This is a genomic window from Streptomyces sp. NPDC058086, assembly GCF_042885015.1.
Classification (GTDB): Bacteria; Actinomycetota; Actinomycetes; order Streptomycetales; family Streptomycetaceae; genus Streptomyces.
Genome location: NZ_JBHVST010000031.1, coordinates 1 through 26379 on the forward strand (window position 1 = coordinate 1; position 26379 = coordinate 26379).

Here is a 26379-nt window from a genome sequence, read left to right on the forward strand (position 1 = left end):
CAACACATGCCGGGGGTCTGGGGGCGGAGCCCCCAGGGATGGGACGGGTAGGGGCGGCGGGGGCGAAAACACCTGGCCCGCTTTGGAGCGCAGCGCAGCCCCGTGGTTCCCTGGCCCCCATGAGCAACGTCACTGTGACCACCTGGTCCCTGGAGCAGACCGCGTCGAGCGACCTGCTCCCCGCGATCACGCCCGACGGCGACGTCCGGATCCTGCGCTCCGAAGTCCCCTCGCCCGAGTTCAGCCGCTTCCTGTACGCCTCCGTAGGCGGAGACATCCGCTGGACCGACCGCCTGAGCTGGACGTACGCCCAGTGGCAGGGGTTCCTGGACCGCCCCGGCGTGGAGACCTGGGTCGCCTACGACCGGGGAACGCCCGCGGGCTACGTCGAGCTGGACCCGCAGGACGACGGCGTCGTGGAAGTCAGTTACTTCGGGTTGATCCCGGCCTTCCGGGGCCGCCGGATCGGCGGGCACCTGCTCTCCCACGGGGTGGCACGCGCCTGGGACCTGGCGGAGCGCTGGCCGGGACGGCCCGAGACGAAGCGCGTCTGGCTGCATACATGCAGCAAGGACGGGGAGCACGCGATGGACAACTACCTGCGCCGCGGCTTCAAGCTCTTCGACACCAAGGTGGAGGAGGAGCCGGAGGTCGCCACACCCGGGCCCTGGCCGGGCGCACGAGCGGTCTGACCTGCCACGGACCGACCCTCGGCCCGCCATCGGGCGGGCACCGGTCCGTCGGATCGTCCATTCCTGCCCAGCCGTGTGACCGACAACACCTTTGTCTCGCCATTCGGGACAAGGGTGTCCACATGATGGATGACGGTGGACTGGTCCGAGATCCCCGTGACACGCTTCCGTCATGTCTGGAACTGGAATTGCCTTGGTGAGTCGGCGGCACGTCGACCTCGGCCGCATGTCCAGCGCCATCTGTCCGGCGAGCTGACAGCCCCGGCCCAGCCGACATTCTCCCTTTTGCCTCCCTCTGCGCAATGACGCGCGCGCACTTCCGTATGCGCCCGTATGCGCAGATGAGAGCCGCTCTCCTTCCTGTCCCGCAGTCCCGAAGGACGTATCAACCATGGCCGCCACCCCGCAGAATCCCGCCGCCGCGCCCCGCCGCAAGGTGAGTCGTCACCGCGGCGAGGGTCAGTGGGCCGTGGGTCACTTCACCCCGCTCAACGGAAACGAACAGTTCAAGAAGGACGACGACGGTCTCAATGTGCGGACACGCATTGAGACGATCTACTCGAAGCGCGGCTTCGACTCGATCGACCCCAACGACCTTCGTGGACGGATGCGCTGGTGGGGGCTGTACACCCAGCGCAAGCCCGGGATCGACGGCGGCAAGACCGCGATCCTGGAGCCGGAGGAGCTGGACGACAAGTACTTCATGCTGCGCGTCCGCATCGACGGCGGCCGGCTGACCACCGACCAGCTGCGCGTCATCGGCGAGATCTCGCAGGAGTTCGCGCGCGGCACGGCCGACCTCACCGACCGCCAGAACGTGCAGTACCACTGGATCCGTATCGAGGACGTCCCCGAGATCTGGAACCGGCTCGAAGCCGTCGGGCTGTCCACCACCGAGGCCTGCGGTGACACGCCCCGCGTCATCCTCGGCTCGCCCGTCGCCGGCATCGCCGAGGACGAGATCATCGACGGCACCCCGGCCGTCGACGAGATCCACCGCCGGATCATCGGCAACAAGGACTTCTCGAACCTGCCCCGCAAGTTCAAGTCCGCGATCTCCGGCTCGCCGCTGCTCGACGTGGCACACGAGATCAACGACGTCGCCTTCGTCGGCGTGAACCACCCCGAGCACGGCCCCGGCTTCGACCTCTGGGTCGGCGGCGGTCTCTCCACCAACCCGAAGATCGGCCAGCGCCTCGGCGCCTGGGTCCCGCTGGACGAGGTCCCGGACGTCTACGAAGGCGTGATCTCGATCTTCCGCGACTACGGCTACCGACGCCTGCGCACCCGCGCCCGTCTGAAGTTCCTGGTCGCCGACTGGGGCGTGGAGAAGTTCCGCCAGATCCTGGAGGACGAGTACCTCAAGCGGAAGCTCGTCGACGGCCCGGCCCCCGACCAGCCGGTCGCCCGCTGGCGCGACCACGTCGGTGTGCACCGCCAGCAGGACGGCCGCTTCTACGTCGGCTTCGCGCCGCGCGTCGGCCGCGTGGACGGCACCACCCTCACGAAGATCGCCGAGCTGGCCGCGGCACACGGCTCGGGCCGGCTGCGCACCACCGTCGAGCAGAAGATGATCGTGCTCGACGTGACGGAGGACCAGGTCGACTCGCTGGTGGAGGGCCTCGAAGCCCTCGACCTGACCGTCAAGCCCTCCACCTTCCGGCGCGGCACGATGGCCTGCACCGGCATCGAGTACTGCAAGCTCGCGATCGTCGAGACCAAGGCGCGCGGTGCTTCTCTGATCGACGAACTCGAGCGCCGCATCCCCGAGTTCGAAGAGCCCATCACCATCAACATCAACGGCTGCCCCAACGCCTGCGCCCGTATCCAGGTCGCGGACATCGGTCTCAAGGGCCAGCTGGTTCTCGACGACCAGGGCGAGCAGGTCGAGGGCTTCCAGGTGCACCTGGGCGGCGCGCTCGGCCTGGAAGCCGGCTTCGGCCGCAAGGTCCGTGGCCTGAAGGTCACCTCGGACGAACTGCCCGACTACATCGAGCGGGTCCTCAAGCGCTTCCAGGCGGAGCGCGAGGACGGCGAGCGTTTCGCCACGTGGGCGACCAGGGCTTCTGAGGAGTCGCTGTCATGAGTGAGCGAGCCGCTCCCTTCTACTGCCCCTACTGCGGCGACGAAGACCTCCGTCCGAGCGAGCAGGGCCACGGCGCGTGGGAATGCGCGGCGTGCAACCGAGCCTTCCAGTTGAAGTTCCTCGGGCTGCTCGCCCGTGGGGTTCAGCGCAACGAAGGTGGAGGGGACAAGATATGACGACGATTCAGAAAGATCGGGAAGACCGGGAAGACCGTACGGCCGAGGATCTGAAGCGGCTCGCCGAGCAGGCGGGGCGCGACCTCGAGGACGCCTCGGCTCTGGAGATCCTCCAGTGGGCCGTCGAGACCTTCGGCAAGACGTTCTGCGTGACCTCCTCCATGGAGGACGCGGTCGTCGCCCACCTCGCCTCCCGCGCCCAGCCCGGCGACAGCCAAGTCGACGTAGTCTTCCTCGACACCGGCTACCACTTCCCCGAGACCATCGGCACCCGGGACGCGGTCGAGGCCGTGATGGACGTCAACGTCATCACCCTCACCCCGCGCCAGACCGTCGCCGAGCAGGACGCCGAGTACGGCCCCGAGCTGCACGACCGGGACCCCGACCTGTGCTGCGCCCTGCGCAAGGTCAAGCCCCTGGAAGAGGGCCTGACCAGGTACGACGCCTGGGCGACCGGGCTGCGCCGCGACGAGTCCCCGACCCGGGCGAACACTCCGGTCGTCGGCTGGGACGAGAAGCGGCAGAAGGTCAAGATCTCGCCGATCGCCCGCTGGACACAGGACGACGTGGACGCGTACGTCGCCGAGCACGGCGTCCTCACCAACCCGCTGCTGATGGACGGCTACGCCTCCGTCGGCTGCGCGCCCTGCACCCGCCGTGTTCTGGAGGGCGAGGACGCCCGCGCCGGACGCTGGGCGGGACGATCCAAGACCGAGTGCGGGCTGCACGGATGACCACGACCACCCAGATCTCCCAGGAGCAGCAAGTGACGACCGGAGCCACCATCTGGCTCACGGGTCTGCCGAGCGCCGGCAAGACCACCATCGCGTACGAGCTGGCCGGCCGGCTGCGCGACGAGGGCCACCGCGTCGAGGTGCTCGACGGCGACGAGATCCGCGAGTTCCTCTCGTCGGGTCTCGGCTTCTCGCGCGAGGACCGCGACACGAACGTGCAGCGGATCGGTTTCCTCGCCGAGCTGCTCGCCCGCAACGGCGTCAAGGCGCTCGTCCCGGTCATCGCGCCGTACGCCGACAGCCGTGAGGCAGTCCGCGGACGTCACCGGAGCGGCGGCACCCCCTACCTGGAGGTGCACGTGGCGACCCCGGTCGAGGTCTGCTCCGTACGCGATGTGAAGGGCCTCTACGCCAAGCAGGCCGCGGGCGAGATCTCGGGGCTGACCGGCGTCGACGACCCGTACGAGGAGCCCGCGTCGCCCGATCTGCGCATCGAGTCGCACACCCAGTCCGTGCAGGAGTCCGCGGCCGCGCTCCATGCGCTGCTCACCGAAAGGGGTCTCGCATGACGACCGTCGCCAGTGTCTCCGAGGAGACGGACAGCACCCCGTACGCGCTCTCGCACTTGGACGCCCTGGAGTCCGAGGCCGTCCACATCTTCCGTGAGGTCGCGGGCGAGTTCGAACGGCCGGTGATCCTCTTCTCCGGCGGCAAGGACTCCATCGTCATGCTGCACCTCGCCCTGAAGGCCTTCGCCCCCGCCGCGATCCCCTTCACCCTCCTGCACGTCGACACCGGACACAACTTCCCCGAAGTCCTCGAATACCGCGACCGCACCGTCGAAAAGCACGGACTGCGCCTCCACATCGCCTCCGTACAGGACTACATCGACCGCGGAGTCCTGCGCGAACGCCCCGACGGCACCCGCAACCCCCTGCAGACCGTGCCCCTCACCGAGAAGATCCAGTCCGAACGCTTCGACGCCGTCTTCGGCGGCGGACGCCGCGACGAGGAGAAGGCCCGCGCCAAAGAACGCGTCTTCTCCCTGCGCGACGAGTTCTCCCAATGGGACCCCCGACGCCAGCGCCCCGAACTGTGGCAGCTCTACAACGGCCGCCACGCACCCGGCGAACACGTCCGCGTCTTCCCCCTGTCCAACTGGACCGAACTCGACGTCTGGCAGTACATCGCCCGCGAAGACATCGAACTGCCCGAGATCTACTTCGCGCACGAGCGTGAGGTCTTCCAGCGGTCGAACATGTGGCTGACCCCAGGCGAGTGGGGCGGCCCCAAGGACGGCGAGACGGTCGAGAAGCGACTCGTCCGCTACCGGACCGTCGGCGACATGTCCTGCACGGGCGCCGTCGACTCCGACGCGACCACACTGGACGCCGTGATCACCGAGATCGCCGCCTCCCGCCTCACCGAGCGGGGCGCCACCCGCGCCGACGACAAGATGTCCGAGGCCGCGATGGAAGACCGCAAGCGCGAGGGGTACTTCTAGACATGACCAGCACCACCGAACCCACCGAGCCGCTGTCGGTCGAGCAGTTGTCGGCCACCACGCTCCTGCGCTTCGCCACCGCCGGTTCCGTCGACGACGGCAAGTCCACGCTGGTCGGACGCCTGCTGCACGACTCCAAGTCGGTCCTGACGGACCAACTGGAAGCCGTCGAGCGCGTCTCGGCGAGCCGTGGCCAGGACGCCCCCGACCTCGCCCTCCTCACCGACGGCCTGCGCGCCGAGCGCGAACAGGGCATCACCATCGACGTCGCCTACCGCTACTTCGCCACCGCGCGCCGCCGGTTCATCCTCGCCGACACCCCCGGGCATGTGCAGTACACCAGGAACATGGTCACCGGCGCCTCCACCGCCGACCTGGCCGTCGTCCTCGTCGACGCCCGCAACGGCGTCATCGAACAGACCCGCCGCCACGCCGCCGTCGCCGCACTGCTGCGCGTCCCGCACGTGGTCCTCGCCGTCAACAAGATGGACCTCGTCGAGTACAAGGAGTCCGTCTTCGCGGCGATCGCCGAGGAGTTCACGGCGTACGCCTCCGAGCTGGGCGTTCCCGAGATCACCGCGATCCCGATCTCGGCGCTCGCCGGTGACAACGTGGTGGACGCCTCCGCGAACATGGACTGGTACGGCGGCCCGACGGTCCTGGAACACCTGGAGACGGTCCCGGTCAGCCACGACCTGGGGCACTGCCACGCCCGGCTGCCCGTGCAGTACGTGATCCGCCCGCAGACCGCCGAGCACCCCGACTACCGGGGGTACGCCGGTCAGATCGCCGCCGGTACCTTCCGGGTCGGCGAGAGCGTGACCGTGCTGCCCTCCGGGCGCACCACGAAGGTCGCCGGGATCGATCTGCTGGGCAAGCCGGTCGACGTGGCATGGACCCCGCAGTCGGTGACCCTCCTGCTGGAGGACGACATCGACGTCTCGCGCGGCGACCTGATCGTGCCGAGCAAGGACGCTCCCCCGACCACGCAGGACGTCGAGGCGACCGTCTGCCACGTGGCCGACCAGCCGCTCACCGTCGGCCACCGGGTGCTGCTCAAGCACGGCACCCGCACGGTGAAGGCGATCGTCAAGGACATCCCGTCCCGGCTGACACTGGACGACCTGTCGCTGCACCCGCACCCGGGTCAGCTGGTCGCCAACGACATCGGCCGCGTCAAGATCCGTGCCGCCGAACCGCTTCCGCTCGACTCGTACGCCGACTCCCGGCGCACCGGCGCGTTCATCCTCATCGACCCGGCGGACGGCACCACGCTGACCGCGGGCATGGTCGGCGAGTCGTTCGCCGCACCGCAGCCGGTCAAGGACGAGGGCGACGACGACGGGTGGGACTTCTGACATGACACCCACCGACTTCTACTCCACGTTCGCGAAGGAGGGCGGCCGCGTCGGCAGCGGCGCCCTCGGCAGCGGGCAGGGCGGGGTGGCGCGATGTGCGGAATGACGTACGCGCACTGCCTGCGCGCCCCGTCCCCCCACCCGACGTCCCGGATGCGACGACGAAGACCTGCCGACCTCCCGGCCACGACCTGAAATCGTGACCGCCGGGCCAACGAGAGGAACCCCTCCCGTGCCTGCCATCCGCTCCGACCTCGTACGCCGCGGCATAGCCGCCGCCGTCGCACTCCCCCTGCTCGCGCTCGCCGCGTGCAGCTACGGCTCCGACTCCAAGGACTCCTCCTCCTCGAAGGAGAAGGTCGCCGCCGGATCCTCGAAGATCGACGGTGTCGACACCGTGAAGATCGGCTACTTCGGCAACCTCACCCACGCGACCGCGCTGGTCGGCCGCCAGGAAGGCCTCTTCCAGAAGGCGCTGGGCGGCACGAAGGCGGAGTACTCCATCTTCAACGCCGGCCCCTCCGAGATCGAGGCCCTGAACTCGGGCTCGATCGACATCGGCTGGATCGGCCCCTCGCCGTCGATCAACGGCTTCACCAAGTCCCAGGGCAAGAGCCTGCGCATCATCGGCGGTTCGGCGGCCGGCGGCGTGAAGCTCGTGGTCGACCCGAAGAAGATCAAGTCCCTGAAGGACGTCAAGGGCAAGAAGATCGCGACCCCGCAGCTCGGCAACACCCAGGACGTGGCGTTCCTCAACTGGATCGCGGACCAGGGCTGGAAGGTCGACGCGCAGAGCGGCAAGGGTGACGTCTCGGTCGTCCGCACGGACAACAAGATCACCCCGGACGCCTACAAGTCCGGCTCCATCGACGGCGCCTGGGTGCCGGAGCCGACCGCGTCCAAGCTGGTCGCCGAGGGCGGCAAGGTCCTGCTCGACGAGGCCTCGCTGTGGCCCGACAAGAAGTTCGTGATCACGAACATCATCGTGTCGCAGAAGTTCCTCAAGGAGCACCCGAAGGTCGTCGAGGCCGTGCTGAAGGGCTCGGTCGACACCAACAAGTGGATCAACGCCAACCCCGACCAGGCAAAGGCCGCGGCCAACGCCCAGCTGAAGGTCGACTCCGGCAAGGAGCTCCCGGCGAAGGTCCTCGACCCGGCCTGGAAGTCCATCCAGATCACCAATGACCCGCTGGCCTCCACTCTCAACACCGAGGCGGAGCACGCGGTCAAGGCGGGCCTGCTGGAGAAGCCGGACCTGAACGGGATCTACGACCTCACGCTCCTGAACAAGGTCCTGGGGGCCGCGGGCGAGAGCCCGGTCGCCGACGCCGGTCTCGGCGTCAAGTAAGAACCCACACCGATGAGTTCCCAGGAGGTGACGACCATGGCCACGACCCTCGCCAAGGCCGCCGACGGCGCCGAAGTGGTGGAGCACGCCGCCCGGATCGAGCATGTCTCGAAGTCCTTCGCCGGACCGGCAGGGCAGCAACTCGTCCTCGACGACATCACCCTCGATGTCGCGCCGGGCGAGTTCGTCACCCTCCTGGGGGCCTCGGGGTGTGGGAAGTCGACGCTGCTCAACCTGGTCGCGGGCCTCGACGCCCCGACCGCGGGCAGCATCACGACCAACGGGCGCCCGGCCCTGATGTTCCAGGAGCACGCCCTCTTCCCGTGGCTGACCGCGGGCAAGAACATCGAACTCGCCCTGCGGCTGCGCGGCGTCGCGAAGTCCGAGCGCCGCGACCGGGCGGAGGAACTGCTCGAACTCGTCCGTCTGAAGGGCGCGTACAGGAAGCGGGTGCACGAGCTGTCCGGCGGTATGCGCCAGCGCGTCGCGATGGCCCGCGCGCTCGCCCAGGACAGCCAGATCCTGCTGATGGACGAGCCGTTCGCGGCGCTGGACGCCATCACGCGCGATGTCCTGCACGACGAACTGACCCGGATCTGGCGCGAGACCCAGCTGTCCGTCCTCTTCGTCACCCACAACGTGCGTGAGGCGGTACGGCTGGCCGAGCGGGTCGTCCTGCTGTCCTCCCGCCCCGGCCGGGTGGCCCACGAGTGGCGGGTCGACATCCCGCAGCCGCGTCGTATCGAGGACGCGGCCGTGGCGGAGCTGTCCGTCGAGATCACCGAACAACTGCGTGGGGAGATCCGCCGCCATGGCCAGCACTGAGACGAAGGCCGACGCGGCCGACCAGCCCGTCAAGGACAGCCCCGGCAGCGACATGGCGGGCCTGGAAGCGGGCCTCGACGCCCTGGAGACGACCGGCCACACGGGCCGGCCGACGTTCCGCCAGACCTTCGTCGAGAAGATACTGCCGCCGCTCGTCGCCATCGCGCTGGTGCTGGTGGTGTGGCAGGCGCTGATCTCGTTCAAGGTCGTCACCGACCCGAGCAAGCTGCCCTCCCCGTCCGACGTCTGGGGCGAGGTCAAGGACGCCTGGCTGCAGGGCACACTGCTCGGCTACATCTGGACGAGTGTCTCGCGCGGTCTGCTCGGCTTCCTCTTCGCCCTGGTGATCGGCACCCCGCTGGGTCTGCTGGTGGCCCGCGTGAAGTTCGTCCGCGCCGCGATCGGCCCGATCCTCTCCGGCCTCCAGTCGCTGCCCTCCGTGGCCTGGGTGCCGCCGGCCGTCATCTGGCTGGGCCTGAACAACTCGATGATGTTCGCGGTGATCCTGCTCGGCGCCGTCCCGTCCATCGCCAACGGCCTGGTGTCGGGCGTGGACCAGGTGCCGCCGCTGTTCCTGCGGGCGGGCCGCACGATGGGCGCGACGGGACTGCGCGGGACCTGGCACATCGTGATGCCGGCCGCGCTGCCCGGCTATCTCGCCGGCCTGAAGCAGGGCTGGGCGTTCTCCTGGCGCTCCCTGATGGCGGCGGAGATCATCGCCTCCTCACCCGACCTGGGCATCGGCCTCGGTCAGCTGCTGGAGAACGGCCGCACCGCCAGTTCCATGTCGATGGTCTTCCTCGCCATCTTCCTCATCCTGTTCGTCGGTATCGCCATCGACCTGCTGATCTTCAGCCCGCTGGAGCGGTGGGTGCTGCGCAGCCGCGGTCTTCTGGTGAAGAGCTGAGCCAAGCCATGACGAGTCAGCCGGTCCTCCTGGTCATCGCCCACGGCAGCCGCGATCCGCGTCATGCCGCGACGGTGCACGCCCTCGTACGGTGTGTGCGGGCCCGGCGTCCGGGCCTGCGCGTGGAGACCGGCTTCCTCGACTTCAACATCCCCTCGGTGCCGGGGGTGCTGGAGTCCCTGGCGGCGGAGGGCGTTCGCGATGTGGTCGCCCTCCCCCTCCTGCTCACCCGTGCCTTCCATGCGAAGGCGGACATCCCGGCGGTCCTGCGGGAGGCACCGGCGCGCCTGCGCGTCCATCAGGCGGAGGTGCTCGGCCCCTCCCCCCTGCTGACCGCGGCGCTCGAACGCCGGCTGTACGAGGCGGGGCTGACCCCCGCCGACAAGTCCTCGACGGGGGTCGTGCTGGCCTCCGCGGGGTCCACCGACCCGGAGGCGATCGCGGTGATCGCAGAAATCGCGCGGGAGTGGCGGCACACCGGTTGGTGCGCCGTGCGGCCCGCGTTCGCCTCCGCATCCCTTCCGCGCACCGAGGACGCGGTGCGCGAACTGCGCGCCCTCGGCTGCGAACGTGTCGCCGTCGCCCCCTACGTCCTCGCCCCCGGCTTCCTCCCGGACCGCATCGCCCGCGGCGCCGCCGAGGCGGACGTACTGGCCGACGTACTGGGCCCGGCACCGGAGGTGGCACGGGTCCTGCTGGAGCGCTACGACGAGGCACACGTCCCGGTGCTGGCGGCGCTCGGCGCCTGAGCCGTCACGACGACTTGGTGGCGGCCGTCACCGTGGCCTCCGGTCCGGTGCCCGCCGCCGTCACCGTCGCGATCGTGACGGTGTACGACGTGCCCGGCCTGAGGCCTCCGATCACCCGGAACATGCCCTTCGCGGAGGGCTGGCCGACCAGGACGTCCCGGCCCGTGACGTCGATCGGGGCGCGGCCGTCGGAGACGGTGACCCGGTAGCCGATGACCTTGGCGTCGGCGGGGTCCAGGCGACGGTGGCCGCGGTGGACGCCGTACGCAGCTTGGGGCCGGTCGGGGCGCCCGGCAGCGCGGTCACGGCCGTCGGGGTCAGCGGGAGCGAGGCGAGCGACGGGGCACTGGTGCCGTGGGCGTTGCTCGCGCTGACGGTGACCGTGAGCGGGCCGGCCGACGCGGGCAGTCCGCCGATCCGTACGACCGCCGTGCGCTTGAACTCGGCCGCTCCGATGGCCTGTTCGCCCACCTGATGTCCGGACGCGTCGTACGCTCGCGCCGTGTAGCCCGTCACCGGTGAACCGCCGTCCACGAAGCTCGGGTTGAAGGTGACGTACAGGGCGTCGGCGCCCGCCGTGCTCGTACCGACGCGGGAGGGTGCCTCCGGGGTGGAGACGGCGCCGACGCTGCGGCTGAGCAGTCCTCGGTAGGCGGGTTCGAGTCCCGCGTTGCCCAGGATCTCCGGCGGTACGTCGGACGGGGCCGCCATGATCTTGTTGCCGGTCGTCACCAGTCCCTTGTTGTCGCCGTCGGAGGTCCCCTCCTCCCACCAGTTGTCCTTGACGAGGGTCGGGTCGTTGTTGCCGAGGGTGTCGCGGTAGTCGGTGTGGCGGGAGGCGACGTTGGCGTACGAGGCGTTGTAGAGGACATTGCCCTCGACCGTCTCGTAGGTGCAGCCGTTGTCGGTGTAGACGTTCTTGCCCAGGCCCCACTGGTCGTGGATGACGTTGCCGGTGACCTTCTCGCCGTCGGCCAGGGAGGTGCCCGTCAGTCCCTGGGTGTAGATGCCGCCGCCGTCGTCGAGCATCTGCATGTAGTCGAAGATCAGGTTGTCGCGGACCGCGTTGTCGTGGCTGGGATTGGGGGTCGCCGGGTCGCCGATCTTGTCGGGCCAGCCGCCCCAGCCGAGCGAGACGGCGCTGTAGCCGACATGGTCGATCTGGTTGTGGGCGATCGTGGTGCGCTGGGTCCAGCCGTTGAGGATCGCCACACCGCCGTGGTACTCGCGGGGCAGTCCGTAGAGGTGATTGTCCGTCACCTGGACTCCGGAGGCCGGGGTCTGTCCGTCCACTGAGCCGATCTCCAGTCCGTTGCCGGAGATGTCGGTGAAGACGCTGCCGCTGACCGTGGAGTCCTTCGAGCCGGTGCCCAGGTCGAGGCCGGACGCGCCGAGATGGGCGAAGACGTCGTCGCTGAACGCGATGCGCTGCCCGTACGCGAAGGAGACGTTGCCCGGCATCCTGGTCCAGGACGCGAAGGGGCAGGTGCCGCCCTCGACGTACTGGCACAGGCCCTGCGTCGCCCAGCCCTTCTCGCCGGTGATGGTGTAGCCCGCCTGGATCTCGGAGAAGCCCTCGGGCCCCGAGGGGGTGAGCCAGGTGGCGTAACTGAACTGCAGGCCGCGGAAGGCGAGGTCGTGGACGGGCGCGGCGGCGGTGCCCCGTCCCTCGATCAGCTTCTCGGCCTGTGCCGCCTCGACGTCGGCGCGCGCGAGGTTCTCGCCCTTGCGGGGCAGGTAGTAGACCCGGTGCGCGGTGCGGTCGAGATACCACTCGCCGGGCTGGTCAAGGAGTTCGTAGGCGTTCTCGACGTAGGTCGCCCTGCCGCCGTTGGTGAGGTGGCCGGGCCCGACCATGCTGACCGTGCGGCCGGGGATGTCCGGGAACTCGACCCGCTTGTTGGAGTTGTCCCAGCACGGCTGGACCATCGTGATCGTGGTGCCCTCGGCGGCGGCGATGCGGCAGCGCGGCTCGGTCCACTGACCCAGGCCGTTGCGCTCGACGTTCCACAGGGACTCACCACTGGTGTAGACGAACTCGGCGTCGGAGGGGTGCTTCCAGTGCGCGAGGGTGTCGGAGGACACCGTGTATCCGGTGGCGGTCTGGGTGAGGGTCACCGGCACGGCCCCGCGGGCCCGCTGGGCGCGCACCCCGTCGACGTACAACTGCCGGGTGTCGGTGAGGCCTTGGGGAGCGGGCGCGGACCACAGGCCCGGCCTCCCGGCGACCTGGCTCCAGCCCTGGACCTGTCGGCCACCGCTGATGACGGTGTTCCCGGTGCCCTGCCAGATCACCTGGTGGCCGCCGGTGCCCGAGTCCCGGGCGTCGAGGGTGAGGGGTGCGGTCTGCCGGTACGTACCCGACGCGAGGTGGACCGTCAGGTCGCCCTTCATCCCCGTGACGCGCTTGCGGACGAGGTCGCGGGCGCGTTCCAGGGTGCGTACGGGGTGGCGGGCGGTGCCGTTCGCGTGGTCGTTCCCGCTCGGTGAGACGTAGAGGTCGGATGACGCGGGTTGGGCGGAGGACACGGCGCCCGGAATTCCGAGGGCCAGGACCGTGGAGATCAGGGTGACTAAGGCGGCTCTTCGGCGCATGGGCATGTTCCCCTCCCGTGGGATCAGCCTGTATCCAACGCCGAGAAAGGTAGGATCTATGTAGTGCCATCGTCAATGAATGCGACAGAGAACGGCCCAACTCCCTTCTAGTGGACAACCATTCATCCGAGCAGCGTTCATATTCCGGACCGCTGTTCAGTCGAAGGACAGTCCTCCCGTCCTCGTCCGCTTGAGCTCGAAGAAGTCCGGGTGGGCGGCGAGGACACGGAAGCTGTCGAAGAGCTCCGCCGCGCGCTCGCCCCGCGGAACGGCCCGCAGGACGGGGCCGAACCACACCGTTCCGTCGACGTGGAGGGTGGGGGTCCCCACATAGCCGTCCGAGCCGGGCTCCCGGCCCGCCTCGTGACTGCGGCGTACCGCCTCGTCGTACGCGCCGTCGTGGGCCGCTGCGGCCAACTCGGCCGGGAGCCCCAGTTCGGCGAGGGAGTCGGCGACCACGGCGTCGAAGTCCTCGACCCCTCGGTCGTGGATGCGGGTGCCGAAGGCCGTGTAGAGGTCGCGCAGCACCTTCTCGCCGTGTTGTTCGGCGGCGGCCACCGCGACCCGTACGGGACCGACGGACTTGTCGACCAACTCCCGGTACCAGTCAGGGAGTTCATTGCCCAGGTTGTGCAGGTGGAGGCTCATCACACGGAAGCGGAGGTCGAGCGGGCGGGCACGCTCGACCTCCAGCATCCAGCGTGAGGTGATCCAGGCGAAGGGGCAGGCCGGGTCGAAGTAGAAGTCGACGCGGGTGGGTGAGTCGTCCGTCCTCGGGTTCGTCATACCGTCGAGGCTAGCCAGTCAATGGCACAGCGACACGACCCAATTCCGCTCTGAATCACTGGTCCAATGTGGTGTGGGCCAGGTGCGGATTCCGGCCGCTGTGGGCGAGGGCGCGCTCGAAGACGGGTGCGTCGTCGGACACCGGTACCGGGTCGGCGAAGCCGTCGTACTGACGGTAGAGCTCGGCGTGCGTGTCGACGACGTCCAGGACGAACCGGGCCGCGCCGTCCGAGATCCGGAACTCCTGGCCGGTGGCCGTCGCGACGTCCCAGCCGTGCACCGCCATCTCCTTGACGATCATCGAGGCGATGTCGGCGGCGGGCATCTTCGCCGTCCCGAGCTCGACTTCGCCCTCCCACACCTCGGGGTCGTCCCAGACGGCCACGGCACGGTCGAGCTGCTCGGCGTACGCCCGCGCCCAGCCGGGATCCGCCGTGAAGTCACGGCCGGTCAGCTCCTCGGAGAGCTGCTTGCGCAGCGCACGGTGCTCCAGGCCGTGCGAGGTGTAGAGGACCCAGTGGTTCACCAAGGTGCGCAGGTCCCAGTCCGGGCAGTGGGTGGGACCGGGCGCGGCCAGCTGCGCCGCCGTGACACCGCCGGCCACGCGGGCGGCCTCGGCGGCGCATTCCACCATGTACGGGTGCACGTTCTTGTACGGATTGCTCATGCCCTCCACGCTAGGGGCGCGGCGCGCGCTCCTCTTGAACAAACGCGACAGCCTCGTCGGCCAGGCGTACGAGCTCCGCGACCGACAAAGACCCCGCCGCCCTGCGCTCGCGCGCGAAGGTGTTCGCGAGCCGCTGGAGCAGCTCGTTGAGCGGGGTCGGTACGCCGTGCAGCCTGCCGAGGAGGGCGATCTCGCCGTTGAGGTAGTCGGCCTCGATGGTGCCAGTGCCGCGGTCGAGGGACTGCCAGGAGGAGCCGCCGCCGCGTTCGGAGCCGTCGAAGGGTTCGAACCGGATCTTGTTGTCGCGGACCTCTTTCTGCTCCTCCTCGCCGGTGTACGCGATGCCGGCGGCGGTCAGCACCGCCTCGCCCTCCGCGCGCACCCGCGCGTAGAGCGCCAGGCCCTCCTCGCTGGCCAGGACGCCGCTGACCGCCTCGATCGCGTTCGCGAGATTGCCGAGCAGCTTGGCGTACTGCCAGCGCGCCACGTCCGGCACGACCGGTGCCTCGAAGTGGGCCTTCTCCAGGTCGGCGGCGATGCGGCGGGCCGTCTCGTCCGTGCCGTGCGGATGGCTGCCCAGGTGCAGGATTCCGGTGAGCGGGGCGCCCCCCGCCGACACCGCGCCCGGCTCGACGAGGGTCGCGGGCAGCCAGACGCAGACGCCGTACACCCGCCGGAAGCGGCGCAGCGCGATCCGGGGGCTCTCCACCCCGTTCTGCGCGCAGACCAGCGGCAGCCGTTCGGCGGCCGTGCCGCCGCCCGCCACGGGGGTCGGGCCCCACGCCTCGAGGGCCGCCTCGCTGTCCTGCGTCTTCACCGCCAGGACCAGTACGTCGTCGGCGCGCAGCTCTCCGAGCTCCGCGGGCCCGTCGACCGTGGGCAGCCGGTGCGTACGCGTCCCCTCCGAGGTCATGAGTCGCAGCCCGTGCGTGCGCAGCGCCTCGTAGTGCGCTCCTCGCGCGACCAGTGCCACCTCGTGGCCCGCCTCGGCCAGCCGGCCGCCGATGGCCCCGCCGACCGCTCCCGCTCCGATGATGATGTAGCGCATGGGGATGAGCCTCGCACAGTCGTGTGTACCCTCCATTAAATGGTTTCCGAAAGCTTCGCCCTCGGCGGGGAGCCGCCGGTGCGGCGGCTCGGTTACGGCACCGCCCAGTTGACCGGTCCCGGCTACTGGGGGCCGCGCGGGGACGCCGGGGACGCGGTGGCCGTGCTGCGGCGGGCCGTCGAGCGCGGGGTCACCCTCGTCGACACCGCCGACAACTACGGTCCCGCGATCGCCGAGGAGCTGGTCGCCGAGGCCCTGCACCCGTACACCGAGGGCCTGTTGATCGCGACCAAGGGCGGCGTCGTGCGCACCAGTGACCGTTCCTGGCACGTCGACGGGCGGCCCGAGCGGTTGCGGGCGATGTGCGAGGCGAGCCTGCGGCGGCTGCGGCTCGACACGATCGGCCTGTACCAGCTGCACCGGCTCGACCCGGCGGTACCGATGGCCGAACAGCTGGGCACGCTCGACGAGTTGCGTACGGAGGGCAAGATCCGGCACATCGGGCTCGACACGGTCACCGCCGAACAGCTGGAAGAGGCACTGGAGTTGACCGACATCGCCTCGGTCCAGAACCGATTCAACCTGCTCGACCGCGACTCGCAACCGTTGCTGAAGCTGTGCGAGGCGCGCGGCATCGCCTTCCTGCCCTGGTTCCCGCTGGGCAACGGCTCCCTCACCGCCGACCCTGAGTGCGCCCGGATCGCCGCCGCGCACGGGGCGACACCGGGCCAGATCGCCCTGGCCTGGCTGCTGCACCGCTCCCCGGTGCTCTGCCCGACCCCGGGCACGGGATCCCTCGCCCATCTGGAGGAGAACCTCGACGCGGGCGCGGTGCGGCTCACCGCCGAGGACATGGCGGCGCTGGGTTGACCCTGCCCCTGGGGCAAGGACGAGGCTCCCGGGCATGGACCAGTACCTGAAGCAGACGCCGTACAGCGATCCGGGTGACGCCCTGGACATCGGCGGACTGCCCCGCGATCCGGGGCAACTCGCCCGCGCCGTCAGAGATCTGATCATCCATCGGGGCGAGGGGTGGCGCTTCGACCACGCCATCCCGGAGAAGCGGCTGCACGAGGACGCGGAGTCGCGGTACGCCACGCGGCTCTTGCGGATCCTGGCAGAGCGCGGAGATGCGCCGCTCACCGAACGGCGGGCGCCCGCGGAGCGGTTCGTGGGCACGTGCCGGGACTTCGCGCTGCTGCACTGCTCCCTGCTGCGGGCCACGGGGACGGCCGCCCGGCTCCGTTGCGGCTTCGCCCGGTACTTCGACGCGTACTACGCCGACCACTGGGTCACCGAGTACCGCTTGCCGGACGGCAGTTGGCGGCTGGCCGACCCACAGGTCCATCACGAGTACGACATCGACTTCGACCCGATGGATGTGCCCCGCGACCAGTTCCTGGTGGCCGGGGACGCCTGGCGGGCGTGCCGTGAGGGAGGGGCCGACCCCCGCAGGTTCGGCGTGTTCGACCTCAACGGGATCGAGGGCCTGTCGTATCACGGCCTGTGGTTCGTCCGCGCCGACGTCCTGCGCGACCTGGCCGCCCTCAACGGTGTCGAGCTCCTGCCCTGGGACGCCTGGGGCCCGGAGATCCTCGACGACGCCGCGCTCGACGCGGAGGAGCTCGCCCTGATCGACTCCGTCGCCGCGGCCGGCGGCGAGGACGAGCTGCGGCGCCTGTACCGGGACCCGAGGCTGACGGTCCCGGACGAGATCGTCTCGTACACCACCTACAACGGCGTACGAAAGGTCACTCTGGGTCGGACCTGAACGGTGTGCCCTGGTGGAAGTACAGGCGCCAGCCGCCCTCCGTCCGCCGCCACAGCGAACTCCGGTGCACCCGGCGGCCATTGTCGTCCTCCGTGTCGAAGGTGAGGTGGACCAGGTCCGGGGCGAGCTGGACACCCTTCATCCGCGACGTGGTGATGGGCCGCGACCCCTGCTGCGCCAATAAGGTCAGTTCGGTGAGGACCGAAGCGCGGTCCCACAGCCGCCCGGAGGAGCCGAACTCGTAGAAGTCGGGGTGGAGCAGCGCTCCCATCCGCTCCGGCGAGCGGCGGACCTCCGCGTCGAGCAGGCTCAGTTCGCCCACGATGGCGGCCTCCACGGCGGGGTTGTGCTCAGGCACCGGTCAGCTCCTCGAGTTTGACGACCGTGTTCCAGTTGCGGGTGGTGGCGGTGACGCCCTTGAGGAGCCGCGGCTTCGACAGGGCCTCGGCGAGCTTGGAGCGTCCCAGGCCGTCGGGGGCGTACAGATAGAGCACCCGGTCGCCGAGGCGGAACTCCTCCGGCAGGAACACCGCCGGGTCGACCGAGGCGAAGCGCTCGGGGTCGACGGGGCCCGAGAAGTAGGTGACGTGCAACTGCTTGGCCTCCAGTTCGGCGGCCGGGAACGGGCACGCCTCCCGTACGGCCCTCAGATAGGCGTGGTCGCGGACCAGTACACCGACGCCGAAGCCGAAGTGCTTCTCTATGACCTCGGCCAACTCGGCCGCCAGGGAGTCCTCGTCCCCTCGGTCGGTGGAGAAGACGGCGTTGCCGCTCTGGAGATACGTCTGTACGTCGCCGTGGCCGAGTTCCTCGATCAGTGTGCGGAGCTCGGCCATCGGCACCTTCTTGTTGCCGCCCACGTTGATCCCGCGCAGCAGTGCCGCGTACGTCGTCGTCATCCGCACACCATAGGACGGCCGTCGGGCCCAGACGGATCAACACCCGCACCCCGCTCCGGATCGGCGGCCGCACCCTGATCCGGATCCCCGAGAGGCCCGGATAGGTGTAAGGGGCCCCTGTCCTCCCCAGTGCGGAGACGACGGGGTCCGCGGGGAGGAGTCGGGGGTCCCGGGGTTCACCGGGCAGCACGAGGAGACGTTCTTATCCGGCCCCTACCTTCATAAGCAGAGGTGACGGCAGGGGGCTGTCACCGTGCACAAGGGGGCTGGCCCGTCATGGGGAACGGAGACATACGGGTGCGGGGCATCGCCGCGCGGGCAGGCGGCTGGAGCGCCCGGCACCGATGGGCCGCCGTGGGAATCTGGGTGCTGTTCGTCGTCCTGGCGATGGGGCTCGGCTCGGCGGCGGGCCGCGTCGACGTCAAGGAGAGCGATCAGCTCAAGGGCGAGACACACACCGCCGCGAAGATCATCGAGGACTCGGGGATCAAGGCACCGGCCGGTGAGAGCGTCCTGATCCAGGGGAAGGACGCGAGCGTCAAGGCGACGGACGCCGACTTCCGCGCCGCCGTCACCGCCGTCGTCAAGGCCGTCGAGGGGACCGGCAAGGTCACGGACGTGACCTCCCCGTACGACACGAAGACGATCTCCAGGGACGGGCGCAGCGCGCTCGTGCAGTTCGACATGCGGGGCGACGCGGAGACCGCGGGCGACCGGGTCGAGCCGGTGCTGAACGCCGTCAAGGGCGTCCAGAAGGACCACGCGGGGCTGCGGATCGAGGAGATCGGCGGCGCCAGCATGCAGAAGACCTTCTCCGACGCGTTCGGCGACGACTTCAAGAAGGCCGAGTACTCCGCGGTGCCGGTGGCCCTCGGCATTCTGCTGATCGCCTTCGGCGCCCTGGTGGCGGCGCTGCTCCCGGTGGCGCTCGCGCTCACCGCGATCATGGCGACGATGGGCCTGATGGGCATCGTCAGCCACCTCCAGCCGATGAGCGACACCGCCAACTCCGTGATGCTCCTGGTGGGTCTCGCCGTCGGCGTCGACTACTGCCTGTTCTATCTGCGCCGTGAGCGCGAGGAGCGCGAGGCCGGCCGGGACGCCGGTGCCGCGCTGCGGATCGCCGCCGCCACCAGTGGCCGCGCCATCGTCGTCTCCGGTGTCACGGTGTGCGTGGCGATGGCCGGCATGCTCTTCACCGGGCTCGCCGGGTTCGAGGCGATGGGGCTGGCCTCGCTGATGGTCGTGGCGGTCGCCATGGTCGGCTCGGTCACCGTGCTGCCCGCGCTGCTCTCGCTGCTCGGCGAGCGGGTCGAGAAGGGCCGCCTGCCGTTCCTGCACCCCGACAAGCGGCGTGCCAGGGGCAAGCGCGTCCGGTCCGCCGAGGAGGGCAGCCGGTTCTGGAGCGCGGTGCTGCGGGTCGTACTCGCCAAGCCCGCCGTCTCGCTGGTCGTCGCGGCCGGTGCGCTGCTGGCCATCGCCGCTCCCGCCCTCGGCATGAAGACGCAACAGCTGACGCTGGACAAGGAGTTCGGCAACTCGCTGCCGATCGTGGGGACGTACAACCGGGTCAACGACGCCTTCCCGGGCGGCTCCGAGCCGGCCGAGGTGGTCGTCAAGGCGCACGACATCAACGCGGCCGACGTGAAGTCCGCGCTCGCCGACTTCCGTACGCAGGCAATCAGTTCGGGCGCTTCGCGCGGCCCGGTCGACATCAAGGTGCACGCGGCGCAGAACGTCGCCTTCGTGTACGTGCCCCTCGTGGGCGGCTCCGACCAGGACAAGGCGGAGAAGAGCCTTCAGCTGCTGCGCGACAAGGTGCGGCCCGACACGCTCGGCAAGGTCGACGGCGTCCAGGCGCCGATCACCGGACAGGTCGCCGGATCGCACGACTTCAGCGACCAGTTGCTGGGCTCGGTGGCCCCGGTCTTCGCGTTCGTGGTCGTCTTCGCCTTCCTGCTGATGCTGCTCTCGTTCCGCTCGCTGACGATCGCGATCACCTCGATCGTGCTCAACCTCCTGTCGGTCGCGGCGGCCTACGGCATCCTGGTCGCCGTCTTCCAGCACGGCTGGGGCGCCTCGCTGGTCGGCGCGGAGGGTGTGGGCGCCATCATCACCTGGCTGCCGCTGTTCCTCTTCGTGATCCTCTTCGGGCTCTCGATGGACTACCACGTGTTCGTGGTCTCGCGGATCCGTGAGGCGCGGCTGCGGGGCCGGGACACCAAGGACGCGATCCGGCACGGGGTGGTCACGACGGCCGGTGTCGTCACCAGCGCCGCCGTCATCATGGTCGCCGTCTTCGCGATCTTCGGGACGCTGTCCATGCAGTCCATGAAGCAGATGGGTGTGGGCCTGGCGGCCGCGGTGCTCATCGACGCGACGATCATCCGCGGGGTGCTGCTGCCGGCCGTGATGGCGCTGCTCGGCGAGCGCAACTGGTATCTGCCGAAGTGGCTGAACCGGCTGCCGGACCTCACCCACGACGAGTCGCCCGAGGCCGCGCTCCCGCCGGCCCGAGAGGGCGAGCGGGCCGGGGTCTGACTCCGTAACTGCCCGGGTATCAGGGCCTGTTGGTTCCCCAGGGAACCAACAGGCCCTTTGCCCACACGCCCTTTGCCCACACGCCCGGCTTGTCCAGGCGCCCGTTTCGTCCAGGCGCCCATCTTGCCTACGGGCCTCTCTTGCCTACGGGGCCATCGTGCCTACGCCCCCGCCGGCAGCTCGGCCTCGATGAGGTCGGCCGCCCGTCGGGTGCCGCCCTCTCCCGCCATCTCCTCGCGGATCACCGCCAGGCGGCGCGCCACCTCGGGATCCCCGACCAGGGCGAGGACGGCCTCCCGCAGGGTCTCGGCCGTGGCCTCCGTCATCGGCAGGTGGCGGGCCACGCCCAGCGCCTGCAGCATGTCGGCGTTGCCGAACTGGTCGACGGCCTGCGGTACGGCGACCATCGGGGTGCCGGTGGCCAGCCCCTCCTGGCTGCCGCCCGCACCGGCGTGCGTGATGAACGCGTCGGCCTGGCGGAGGATCGCGAGCTGGGGCACCCACGGGTGGACCTCTACGTTGCCGGGAACGTCCCCCAGCTCCGCGGGGTCGACGAAGCTGCCGATCTGCAGCACGACGTGCCAGCCCGGCAGCCCGCCGAAGGCCTCGACGCACGTGCGGTAGAAGGCGGGCTGCTTGGTGAAGGTGGAGCCCAGCGACACGAGCAGCACCTTCCCGGCGTCCGCGGGCCGCCGCCAGTCCGCCTGCGCGGCGCGGTCGCCCTGACAGGCGCCGACGAAGGTGTACCGCTTCTCGTCGACGCGGTCGGCGTTCGGCTGGAGGGTCTTGGGGATGAGGACGAGGCACCGGTCGGGGCGGCCCATGAAGTCCTCGACGCTCAGGGCCATGCCGTTCTCCGCGATCCAGCGCGCGAAGGTGTCGTAGAACGCCTTGCCGCGCGGGGTCCGCTTGAGCGGCTCGAACAGCGGCTTGCCGACCTCTTCGTCATACCCCTCCCAGGCGACGAGGTTCGGGGAGAGCTGCACGATCGGGACGCCCCAGCGGTGGGCGAGCACCCGGGCCGGGTACGCGGTGATGTCGTACAGCACGAGGTCCGGCTCGTCACCCTCATAGGCCGCCGCGAGCTGCGGCTCGGCCTGCAGCGCGTCGGCCAGGAACGGTTCGAGGTTGTCGATCAGCTCGGTCCCCCATGCCTCCGGGTCGTCGTCCGTGGGCAGGGTCGAGTGCCACAGCCTCGGCTCGGCCCCCGTCTCGGCGACCTTCTCGGCGAAGGCGGGCGGAATCGCGTACGTCACGCGATGACCGCGCGCCACGAGCTCGCGGATCACCTCGATGCTCGGGTTCACGTGCCCATGGGCGGCGATGGAGAACATGGCGATGTGGGCGGGGCGGATGGTCATGCGACGACCTTAGGCGAGACGAGACGTCTCGTTCAACCTGATTTCTTTCGCGACAGTGGCCACCGGCGCCTCGGTATCGGCCCTGGCCACTCGCCGCTGGCCCCGACCACTCACTTCTGACCCTGACCACTCACCTCTGATAGCGCGCCAGCACCAGGTTCCCGTCCTTCACCAGCCGCTTTCTCAGCTCGGCGAGCCCGATCGCCCCGCTGTAGTACTCCTGGAACGCGGGGGTCGCCACCTTGTCCTTCCACTCGGGATAGCCGCGCACGGACTGGGCGGGGGCCGGGCGGAGGTGGGCGGCGAGGGCGGCGCCGGTCGCCCAGCCGTCCTTGGCGGTGTGCAGGGCGGGGTCCTTGAGTGCCTCGGTCCCGGTGGGCAGCATCCAGTCGCCGAGGGCGAGGCGGACCATGTTCTGCGGCCGGAGCAGGAAGTCGATGAACGCGGCGGCCTCCTTCTTGTGCGGGCTGTCGGCATCGATGGACAGGGTCTGCGGGCTGACGCCCTGGGTGAGCCCGTCCGCGCCGGCCGGGGCGGGCAGCACCTGCCAGTCGAAGCCCTTCGGCGCCTGCTGCACGATCTGCTGGCGGTAGGAGAACCCGAGCGGCACCATCGCGTACTTCCCGCCGAAGAAGCCGGGCAGTGTGTCGGAGCCGCCCATGCCGAGCGTGGCGCCGGCGGCGCTCCGGTCCGTGTTCACCTCGTCGTGCACGGTCCTCGGCACCACCGCGTCGGCCGCGTCGAAGCGGACGGTCACCTTGCCGTCGGCGCCCCGCTGGAACAGCTGTCCGCCGTTGGAGAGGGAGAGGTTGAGCGTCGCCGAGACGGGTTCCTTCAGCGGCCAGGCGACGCCGTACCTGCCCTTGCCGCTCAGCCGCTTCGCGATCGCCCGGAACTCGTCCCAGGTCCAGGGCCGTTCGGGCGTGGGAATGCGGACGCCTGACGCCTTCAGCCATCCGGCGTTGGCGATCAGGACGCGTGGCTCCTGGAGGAAGGGCACGCCATAGACCCCGTCGCCGAAAGTCGCGGTGTCCCAACTGCGTCGCGGGATCTCGGACTTGAGCCGCGCGGGCAGCAGCGTGCGCAGATCGGCGAGATAGCCGCCGTAGGCGAAGTCCGCGAGGTCGTCCGAGGCGTCGTGGATGATGTCCGGCGCCTCACCGCCCTCGAAGGAGGTGAGCAGCTGGTCGTGGACGCTGTCCCAACTGCCCTGGATGTACTCGACCTTGATGCCCGGATGAGTGGCGTTCCACTCCTTCACCAGCGCCTTGTTCGCGGCGACGGACTCCTGCTGCCAGGCCAGGGACTGGAAGCGCAGGGTGATCCGGCCGTCCCGCGATCCGCTGCCGCCGCCGGAGCAGCCCGCGCCCAGCAGGAGCAGCAGCCCCATGACCAGCGCGACGCATCCTCTCGCGCGCGCCGGCTTCCCGCGCACGAGCCTCCCGTCCATCGGCTTCCCGCGCATCGGCTTCCCGCGCATCAGCTCTTCACCGCCCCGGCGAGCATGCCGTCCGTGATCCGTTTCTGGATGATCGCGAAGACGACCAGGGACGGCAGGGTCGCGAGGGTCGCCGCCGCGGCGAGCGGGCCGAGGTCCGCGGCCCCCTCCGCCCCGATGAAGTGGGTGAGGACGACCGGGAGGGTCTGTTTCTCCGGGGTCTTGAGCAGCACGAGCGCGAAGAAGAACTCGTTCCACGCGCTGATGAACGCGAACAGCGCCGTCGCCACGATGCCGGGCGCGAGCAGCGGAGCGGTGACGGAGACGAGCGTCCGCACTCTTCCCGCCCCGTCGACCGCCGCGGCCTCCTCCAGCTCGGCGGGCACGGCCCGTACGTACCCCACCAGCATCCACAGCGCGAACGGCAGCGCCCACACCACGTACACCATGATCAGCCCGGTCAGTGAGTCGATCAGCCGCAGGTTCTTCAGGACCAGGAACAGCGGGATGATCACGAGCACGAAGGGGAACGCCTGGCTGACCACGACCCATCCCGTGGTGGCCTTCGCGAGCAGGGTGCGGTGGCGCGCCATGACGTAGGCCATGGGGGTCGCGATCAGTACGGCGACGACGGCCGCGCCGAGGGCCGCGAGCAGGGAGTTGAGCGCGGCGTGCAGCAGCGGCTGCTCGTCGAAGGCCTGGCGGAAGTTGGCGAGGGTGGGGCTCCGGGGGATCCAGGTGGGGTGGAGACTGGCCAGCTCGCGGGCCGGCTTGAACGCGGTGGAGATCAGCCACAGGAAGGGGAAGGCCAGGAAGACGAGATAGGCGAGCAGGGCGAGGTACTGGCCCGCGCGGGCCCCTTTGCGGGTCTTCACGCGTCCTCGTCTCCCTTCAGCCGGCCTGCCAGCCGGATCGCGAGCAGCACCGAGATCACCGCGACCATCACGTACCCCATGGCCGCCGCGTAGCCGAACTGCCCGTAGCGGAAGGCCTCTTCGTAGGCGAAGAGCATGGGGAGCCGGGTCCGGCCGCCGGGTCCGCCGTTGGTCAGCACATAGACCAGGGCGAAGGAATTGAAGTTCCAGATGAAGTTCAGCGCCGTGATGGCGAGGGCGACCGGTCTCAGGGCGGGCCAGGTGACGGTCAGGAAGCGGCGCCAGGCGCCCGCGCCGTCCATCGCGGCCGCCTCGTGGAGTTCGCGCGGGGTGTTCTGCAGCCCGGCGAGCAGCGCGACCGTGGTCTGCGGCATGCCCGCCCAGACGCCGACGACGATCACCGCGGGCAGGGCGGTGCCGAGACCGCTCAGCCAGTCGTGGCCGTCGCCGAGGCCGAGGTCGCGCAGGGTCTCGTTGAGGATGCCCGCGTCGGGGTTGTAGACGAGCCGCCACATGATGCCGACGACGACCTCGGGCATGGCCCAGGGAATGATCGCGAGGGCGCGGGCGAGCGGACGGAAGCGGAGGTCCTGGTCGAGGAGAAGCGCGAGGCCCAGGGCGAGGAGGAACTGCGGCACGGTCACCCCGACCGCCCACAGCAGTCCGATCCGGAACGAGTCCCAGAACAAGGTGTCGTGCAGCAGGTCCTGGAAGTTGAGCGCCCCGATCCACCGTGTGGGCGCGGTCCGGCCCGACTGCGCGTCGGTGAACGCCAGCGCGATCCCGTAGAGCAGCGGTCCGACGCTGAGCACCAGGATCGGGATCAGCGCGGGCAGCACCAGGAACCAGGCCCCGTGGTCGACGGGGCGCCGTCTGCCGCCCGCATCGGGCGTGCGCGTCGCCGGCCGCCTGGTCGCGCTCGCCAATGTCATGGAATCGGCTCCTTCGCGCGACTCGTGGCGGTCTGGCCGCCCCGGCGGCCCCCGTCATGGTCCTGAGGGAGATGGAGGTCGTCAAGACACCTCGCACGCGGTCCGACCTGTGCGAATGCGACACTGGCCGACGGATGGCGGGAACGTGACGCCTTACCCGAAGGTCGTACACGAGGGTCGTACACGGGCTGTGCGCGAGGACGCGGAGGCGAAGGATGGACGAGGCACGGGCGCGGGACGTACTGGCCGCGGCGGAGGTGCTGCCCGGGCAGGCGCGGGACGCGACGCTCCTCGCCCTGGGCGAGAACGCGGTGTTGGCCGCCGGTGACCTGGTGGTCAAGGTGGGACGCGATGCCGAGCTCCTCGACCGCGCCCGGCGGGAACTGGACATCGCGGCCTGGCTCGCCGAGGCGGGCGTCCCCGCGGTGCGGGCGGCCGAGGCAGAGGCTCTGCTGGTGGACGGTCACCCGGTGACGGTGTGGCACCGGCTGCCCGATCCCGTACGCCCCGCCGAGCCACGGGATTTGGCCGAACTGCTACGGGTGGTGCACGCGCTTCCCTCCCCCTCCTTCCCGCTGCCGCCCCGCGAGCTGCTGGGCGGGGTGGAGCGCTGGCTGCGGCTCGCGGGCGAGGCGATCGACCCGGCGGACGCGGCGTACCTGCGGGCGCGGCGCGACGGCTTCGCGGACGCCGCGGCCGCGCTCACCCCGCACCTGGCGCCGGGCCCGATCCACGGCGACGCGCTGCCCCGCAATGTGCACGTGGGTCCCGACGGCCCGGTCCTGGTCGACCTGGAGACCTTCTCCGCCGATCTGCGCGAGCACGACCTGGTGGTCATGGCGCTCTCCCGCGACCGCTACGGGCTGCCCGCCGAGGCGTACGACTCCTTCACCGAGGTCTACGGCTGGGATGTGCGCGCGTGGGAGGGCTGCTCCGTACTCCGGGGCGCCCGCGAGACCGCCAGCTGCGCCTGGGTCGCCCAGCACGCGCCGAGCAACCCGAAGGCCCTGGCCGAGTTCGAGCGACGGGTGGCGTCGCTGCGGGACGGGGACGAGACCGTGCGCTGGTACCCCTTCTGACCCGAGGG

Annotated in this window: 27 protein-coding genes; 16 read left to right on the forward strand and 11 right to left on the reverse strand. The window is 70.2% G+C overall.

The annotated features are described in order from the left end of the window. Positions 1-119: 119 nt before the first annotated feature. From ACFVWD_RS24115 to ACFVWD_RS24170, 12 genes are all read left to right on the forward strand, one after another. Positions 120-692, forward strand: coding sequence for a GNAT family N-acetyltransferase (locus ACFVWD_RS24115; protein ID WP_389598861.1), 573 nt, complete (start codon positions 120-122; stop codon positions 690-692). A gap of 172 nt (positions 693-864) precedes the next feature. Beyond that, positions 865-948, forward strand: coding sequence for a putative leader peptide (locus ACFVWD_RS24120; protein ID WP_309486338.1), 84 nt, complete (start codon positions 865-867; stop codon positions 946-948). Positions 949-1083: 135 nt separating this feature from the next. Further along, positions 1084-2778, forward strand: a complete 1695-nt coding sequence (locus ACFVWD_RS24125) for a nitrite/sulfite reductase (RefSeq protein WP_389598863.1) — start codon at positions 1084-1086, stop codon at positions 2776-2778. Then, positions 2775-2954, forward strand: coding sequence for a hypothetical protein (locus ACFVWD_RS24130; protein ID WP_389598865.1), 180 nt, complete (start codon positions 2775-2777; stop codon positions 2952-2954). The genes ACFVWD_RS24125 and ACFVWD_RS24130 overlap by 4 nt, the downstream gene beginning before the upstream one ends. Next, complete coding sequence (locus ACFVWD_RS24135) at positions 2951-3688, forward strand: phosphoadenylyl-sulfate reductase (protein WP_389598867.1); 738 nt, start codon at positions 2951-2953, stop codon at positions 3686-3688. The genes ACFVWD_RS24130 and ACFVWD_RS24135 overlap by 4 nt, the downstream gene beginning before the upstream one ends. Next, positions 3685-4257 (forward strand): adenylyl-sulfate kinase, encoded by a 573-nt coding sequence (gene cysC / locus ACFVWD_RS24140; protein ID WP_384909899.1) that lies wholly within the window; start codon positions 3685-3687, stop codon positions 4255-4257. The genes ACFVWD_RS24135 and cysC overlap by 4 nt, the downstream gene beginning before the upstream one ends. Continuing rightward, the gene (gene cysD, locus ACFVWD_RS24145) at positions 4254-5192 is read left to right on the forward strand and encodes a sulfate adenylyltransferase subunit CysD (RefSeq protein ID WP_389598869.1); all 939 of its coding nucleotides are present in this window, start codon (positions 4254-4256) and stop codon (positions 5190-5192) included. Before cysC ends, cysD begins: the two co-directional genes overlap by 4 nt. Positions 5193-5194: 2 nt before the next feature. Next, on the forward strand, positions 5195-6550 hold the full coding sequence (locus ACFVWD_RS24150) for a sulfate adenylyltransferase subunit 1 (RefSeq protein ID WP_389598871.1): 1356 nt from the start codon (positions 5195-5197) through the stop codon (positions 6548-6550). A gap of 232 nt (positions 6551-6782) precedes the next feature. Next, on the forward strand, positions 6783-7898 hold the full coding sequence (locus tag ACFVWD_RS24155) for an aliphatic sulfonate ABC transporter substrate-binding protein (protein WP_389598872.1): 1116 nt from the start codon (positions 6783-6785) through the stop codon (positions 7896-7898). 36 nt (positions 7899-7934) lie between these two features. Further along, the gene (locus ACFVWD_RS24160) at positions 7935-8723 is read left to right on the forward strand and encodes an ABC transporter ATP-binding protein (RefSeq protein WP_389598874.1); all 789 of its coding nucleotides are present in this window, start codon (positions 7935-7937) and stop codon (positions 8721-8723) included. Further along, positions 8710-9630 carry an ABC transporter permease gene (locus ACFVWD_RS24165; RefSeq protein ID WP_389598876.1) on the forward strand — a complete coding sequence of 307 codons (921 nt, stop codon included), beginning with the start codon at positions 8710-8712 and terminating at the stop codon, positions 9628-9630. The genes ACFVWD_RS24160 and ACFVWD_RS24165 overlap by 14 nt, the downstream gene beginning before the upstream one ends. Positions 9631-9638: 8 nt before the next feature. Beyond that, the gene (locus tag ACFVWD_RS24170; RefSeq protein WP_389598877.1) at positions 9639-10379 is read left to right on the forward strand and encodes a sirohydrochlorin chelatase; all 741 of its coding nucleotides are present in this window, start codon (positions 9639-9641) and stop codon (positions 10377-10379) included. A gap of 4 nt (positions 10380-10383) precedes the next feature. On the opposite strand, the gene ACFVWD_RS24175 is transcribed toward ACFVWD_RS24170, so the two are convergent. The 5 genes from ACFVWD_RS24175 to ACFVWD_RS24195 all read right to left on the reverse strand — a co-directional run bounded on the left by ACFVWD_RS24175 (position 10384) and on the right by ACFVWD_RS24195 (position 15475). After that, the gene (locus tag ACFVWD_RS24175; RefSeq protein WP_389598879.1) at positions 10384-10494 is read right to left on the reverse strand and encodes a fibronectin type III domain-containing protein; all 111 of its coding nucleotides are present in this window, start codon (positions 10492-10494) and stop codon (positions 10384-10386) included. Further along, the gene (locus ACFVWD_RS24180; protein ID WP_389598880.1) at positions 10491-12974 is read right to left on the reverse strand and encodes a fibronectin type III domain-containing protein; all 2484 of its coding nucleotides are present in this window, start codon (positions 12972-12974) and stop codon (positions 10491-10493) included. Before ACFVWD_RS24180 ends, ACFVWD_RS24175 begins: the two co-directional genes overlap by 4 nt. A gap of 156 nt (positions 12975-13130) precedes the next feature. Continuing rightward, positions 13131-13760: a DsbA family protein gene (locus ACFVWD_RS24185; protein WP_389598882.1), complete on the reverse strand. Its 630-nt coding sequence runs from the start codon at positions 13758-13760 to the stop codon at positions 13131-13133. Positions 13761-13815: 55 nt separating this feature from the next. Beyond that, entirely contained in the window at positions 13816-14427 is a 612-nt protein-coding gene (locus ACFVWD_RS24190) for a TIGR03086 family metal-binding protein (protein ID WP_389598883.1), read from the reverse strand. 10 nt (positions 14428-14437) lie between these two features. Next, on the reverse strand, positions 14438-15475 hold the full coding sequence (locus ACFVWD_RS24195; protein ID WP_389598885.1) for a ketopantoate reductase family protein: 1038 nt from the start codon (positions 15473-15475) through the stop codon (positions 14438-14440). Positions 15476-15514: 39 nt separating this feature from the next. On the opposite strand from ACFVWD_RS24195, the gene ACFVWD_RS24200 reads away from it, so the two are divergent. Next, positions 15515-16345 (forward strand): aldo/keto reductase, encoded by an 831-nt coding sequence (locus ACFVWD_RS24200; protein WP_389598887.1) that lies wholly within the window; start codon positions 15515-15517, stop codon positions 16343-16345. Positions 16346-16379: 34 nt separating this feature from the next. Further along, positions 16380-17246, forward strand: coding sequence for a transglutaminase-like domain-containing protein (locus ACFVWD_RS24205; protein WP_389598888.1), 867 nt, complete (start codon positions 16380-16382; stop codon positions 17244-17246). Here ACFVWD_RS24205 and ACFVWD_RS24210 read toward each other — a convergent pair. Further along, positions 17227-17604, reverse strand: coding sequence for a DUF4440 domain-containing protein (locus ACFVWD_RS24210; protein WP_389598890.1), 378 nt, complete (start codon positions 17602-17604; stop codon positions 17227-17229). The two genes, ACFVWD_RS24205 and ACFVWD_RS24210, sit on opposite strands and share 20 nt — an antisense overlap. Beyond that, positions 17597-18145, reverse strand: a complete 549-nt coding sequence (locus ACFVWD_RS24215; RefSeq protein ID WP_389598891.1) for a DUF1697 domain-containing protein — start codon at positions 18143-18145, stop codon at positions 17597-17599. Before ACFVWD_RS24215 ends, ACFVWD_RS24210 begins: the two co-directional genes overlap by 8 nt. Before the next feature lie 276 nt (positions 18146-18421). On the opposite strand from ACFVWD_RS24215, the gene ACFVWD_RS24220 reads away from it, so the two are divergent. Then, entirely contained in the window at positions 18422-20686 is a 2265-nt protein-coding gene (locus ACFVWD_RS24220; RefSeq protein ID WP_389598892.1) for an MMPL family transporter, read from the forward strand. Between the two features lie 161 nt (positions 20687-20847). On the opposite strand, the gene mgt is transcribed toward ACFVWD_RS24220, so the two are convergent. The 4 genes from mgt to ACFVWD_RS24240 all read right to left on the reverse strand — a co-directional run bounded on the left by mgt (position 20848) and on the right by ACFVWD_RS24240 (position 25292). After that, positions 20848-22047, reverse strand: coding sequence for a macrolide-inactivating glycosyltransferase (gene mgt, locus ACFVWD_RS24225; protein ID WP_389598893.1), 1200 nt, complete (start codon positions 22045-22047; stop codon positions 20848-20850). Between the two features lie 130 nt (positions 22048-22177). Then, positions 22178-23437: an ABC transporter substrate-binding protein gene (locus ACFVWD_RS24230; protein ID WP_389598981.1), complete on the reverse strand. Its 1260-nt coding sequence runs from the start codon at positions 23435-23437 to the stop codon at positions 22178-22180. An 89-nt stretch (positions 23438-23526) separates the two neighbouring features. Further along, positions 23527-24360: a carbohydrate ABC transporter permease gene (locus ACFVWD_RS24235; RefSeq protein ID WP_389598895.1), complete on the reverse strand. Its 834-nt coding sequence runs from the start codon at positions 24358-24360 to the stop codon at positions 23527-23529. Then, positions 24357-25292, reverse strand: coding sequence for a carbohydrate ABC transporter permease (locus ACFVWD_RS24240; RefSeq protein ID WP_389598897.1), 936 nt, complete (start codon positions 25290-25292; stop codon positions 24357-24359). The genes ACFVWD_RS24235 and ACFVWD_RS24240 overlap by 4 nt, the downstream gene beginning before the upstream one ends. A 215-nt stretch (positions 25293-25507) precedes the next feature. Here ACFVWD_RS24240 and ACFVWD_RS24245 point away from each other — a divergent pair, with 215 nt between their 5' ends. Further along, positions 25508-26371, forward strand: a complete 864-nt coding sequence (locus ACFVWD_RS24245) for a phosphotransferase enzyme family protein (protein WP_389598898.1) — start codon at positions 25508-25510, stop codon at positions 26369-26371. Positions 26372-26379 lie beyond the last annotated feature (8 nt).

Bases quoted from the DNA above. Each gene is read 5' to 3' on its own strand.
- ACFVWD_RS24115 (WP_389598861.1), top strand. From the start codon at position 120: ATGAGCAACGTCACTGTGACCACCTGGTCCCTGGAGCAGACCGCGTCG.
- ACFVWD_RS24120 (WP_309486338.1), top strand. From the start codon at position 865: ATGTCTGGAACTGGAATTGCCTTGGTGAGTCGGCGGCACGTCGACCTC.
- ACFVWD_RS24125 (WP_389598863.1), top strand. From the start codon at position 1,084: ATGGCCGCCACCCCGCAGAATCCCGCCGCCGCGCCCCGCCGCAAGGTG.
- ACFVWD_RS24130 (WP_389598865.1), top strand. From the start codon at position 2,775: ATGAGTGAGCGAGCCGCTCCCTTCTACTGCCCCTACTGCGGCGACGAA.
- ACFVWD_RS24135 (WP_389598867.1), top strand. From the start codon at position 2,951: ATGACGACGATTCAGAAAGATCGGGAAGACCGGGAAGACCGTACGGCC.
- cysC (WP_384909899.1), top strand. From the start codon at position 3,685: ATGACCACGACCACCCAGATCTCCCAGGAGCAGCAAGTGACGACCGGA.
- cysD (WP_389598869.1), top strand. From the start codon at position 4,254: ATGACGACCGTCGCCAGTGTCTCCGAGGAGACGGACAGCACCCCGTAC.
- ACFVWD_RS24150 (WP_389598871.1), top strand. From the start codon at position 5,195: ATGACCAGCACCACCGAACCCACCGAGCCGCTGTCGGTCGAGCAGTTG.
- ACFVWD_RS24160 (WP_389598874.1), top strand. From the start codon at position 7,935: ATGGCCACGACCCTCGCCAAGGCCGCCGACGGCGCCGAAGTGGTGGAG.
- ACFVWD_RS24165 (WP_389598876.1), top strand. From the start codon at position 8,710: ATGGCCAGCACTGAGACGAAGGCCGACGCGGCCGACCAGCCCGTCAAG.
- ACFVWD_RS24170 (WP_389598877.1), top strand. From the start codon at position 9,639: ATGACGAGTCAGCCGGTCCTCCTGGTCATCGCCCACGGCAGCCGCGAT.
- ACFVWD_RS24180 (WP_389598880.1), bottom strand. From the start codon at position 12,974: ATGCGCCGAAGAGCCGCCTTAGTCACCCTGATCTCCACGGTCCTGGCC.
- ACFVWD_RS24185 (WP_389598882.1), bottom strand. From the start codon at position 13,760: ATGACGAACCCGAGGACGGACGACTCACCCACCCGCGTCGACTTCTAC.
- ACFVWD_RS24190 (WP_389598883.1), bottom strand. From the start codon at position 14,427: ATGAGCAATCCGTACAAGAACGTGCACCCGTACATGGTGGAATGCGCC.
- ACFVWD_RS24195 (WP_389598885.1), bottom strand. From the start codon at position 15,475: ATGCGCTACATCATCATCGGAGCGGGAGCGGTCGGCGGGGCCATCGGC.
- ACFVWD_RS24200 (WP_389598887.1), top strand. From the start codon at position 15,515: ATGGTTTCCGAAAGCTTCGCCCTCGGCGGGGAGCCGCCGGTGCGGCGG.
- ACFVWD_RS24205 (WP_389598888.1), top strand. From the start codon at position 16,380: ATGGACCAGTACCTGAAGCAGACGCCGTACAGCGATCCGGGTGACGCC.
- ACFVWD_RS24215 (WP_389598891.1), bottom strand. From the start codon at position 18,145: ATGACGACGACGTACGCGGCACTGCTGCGCGGGATCAACGTGGGCGGC.
- ACFVWD_RS24220 (WP_389598892.1), top strand. From the start codon at position 18,422: ATGGGGAACGGAGACATACGGGTGCGGGGCATCGCCGCGCGGGCAGGC.
- mgt (WP_389598893.1), bottom strand. From the start codon at position 22,047: ATGACCATCCGCCCCGCCCACATCGCCATGTTCTCCATCGCCGCCCAT.
- ACFVWD_RS24230 (WP_389598981.1), bottom strand. From the start codon at position 23,437: ATGGGGCTGCTGCTCCTGCTGGGCGCGGGCTGCTCCGGCGGCGGCAGC.
- ACFVWD_RS24240 (WP_389598897.1), bottom strand. From the start codon at position 25,292: ATGACATTGGCGAGCGCGACCAGGCGGCCGGCGACGCGCACGCCCGAT.
- ACFVWD_RS24245 (WP_389598898.1), top strand. From the start codon at position 25,508: ATGGACGAGGCACGGGCGCGGGACGTACTGGCCGCGGCGGAGGTGCTG.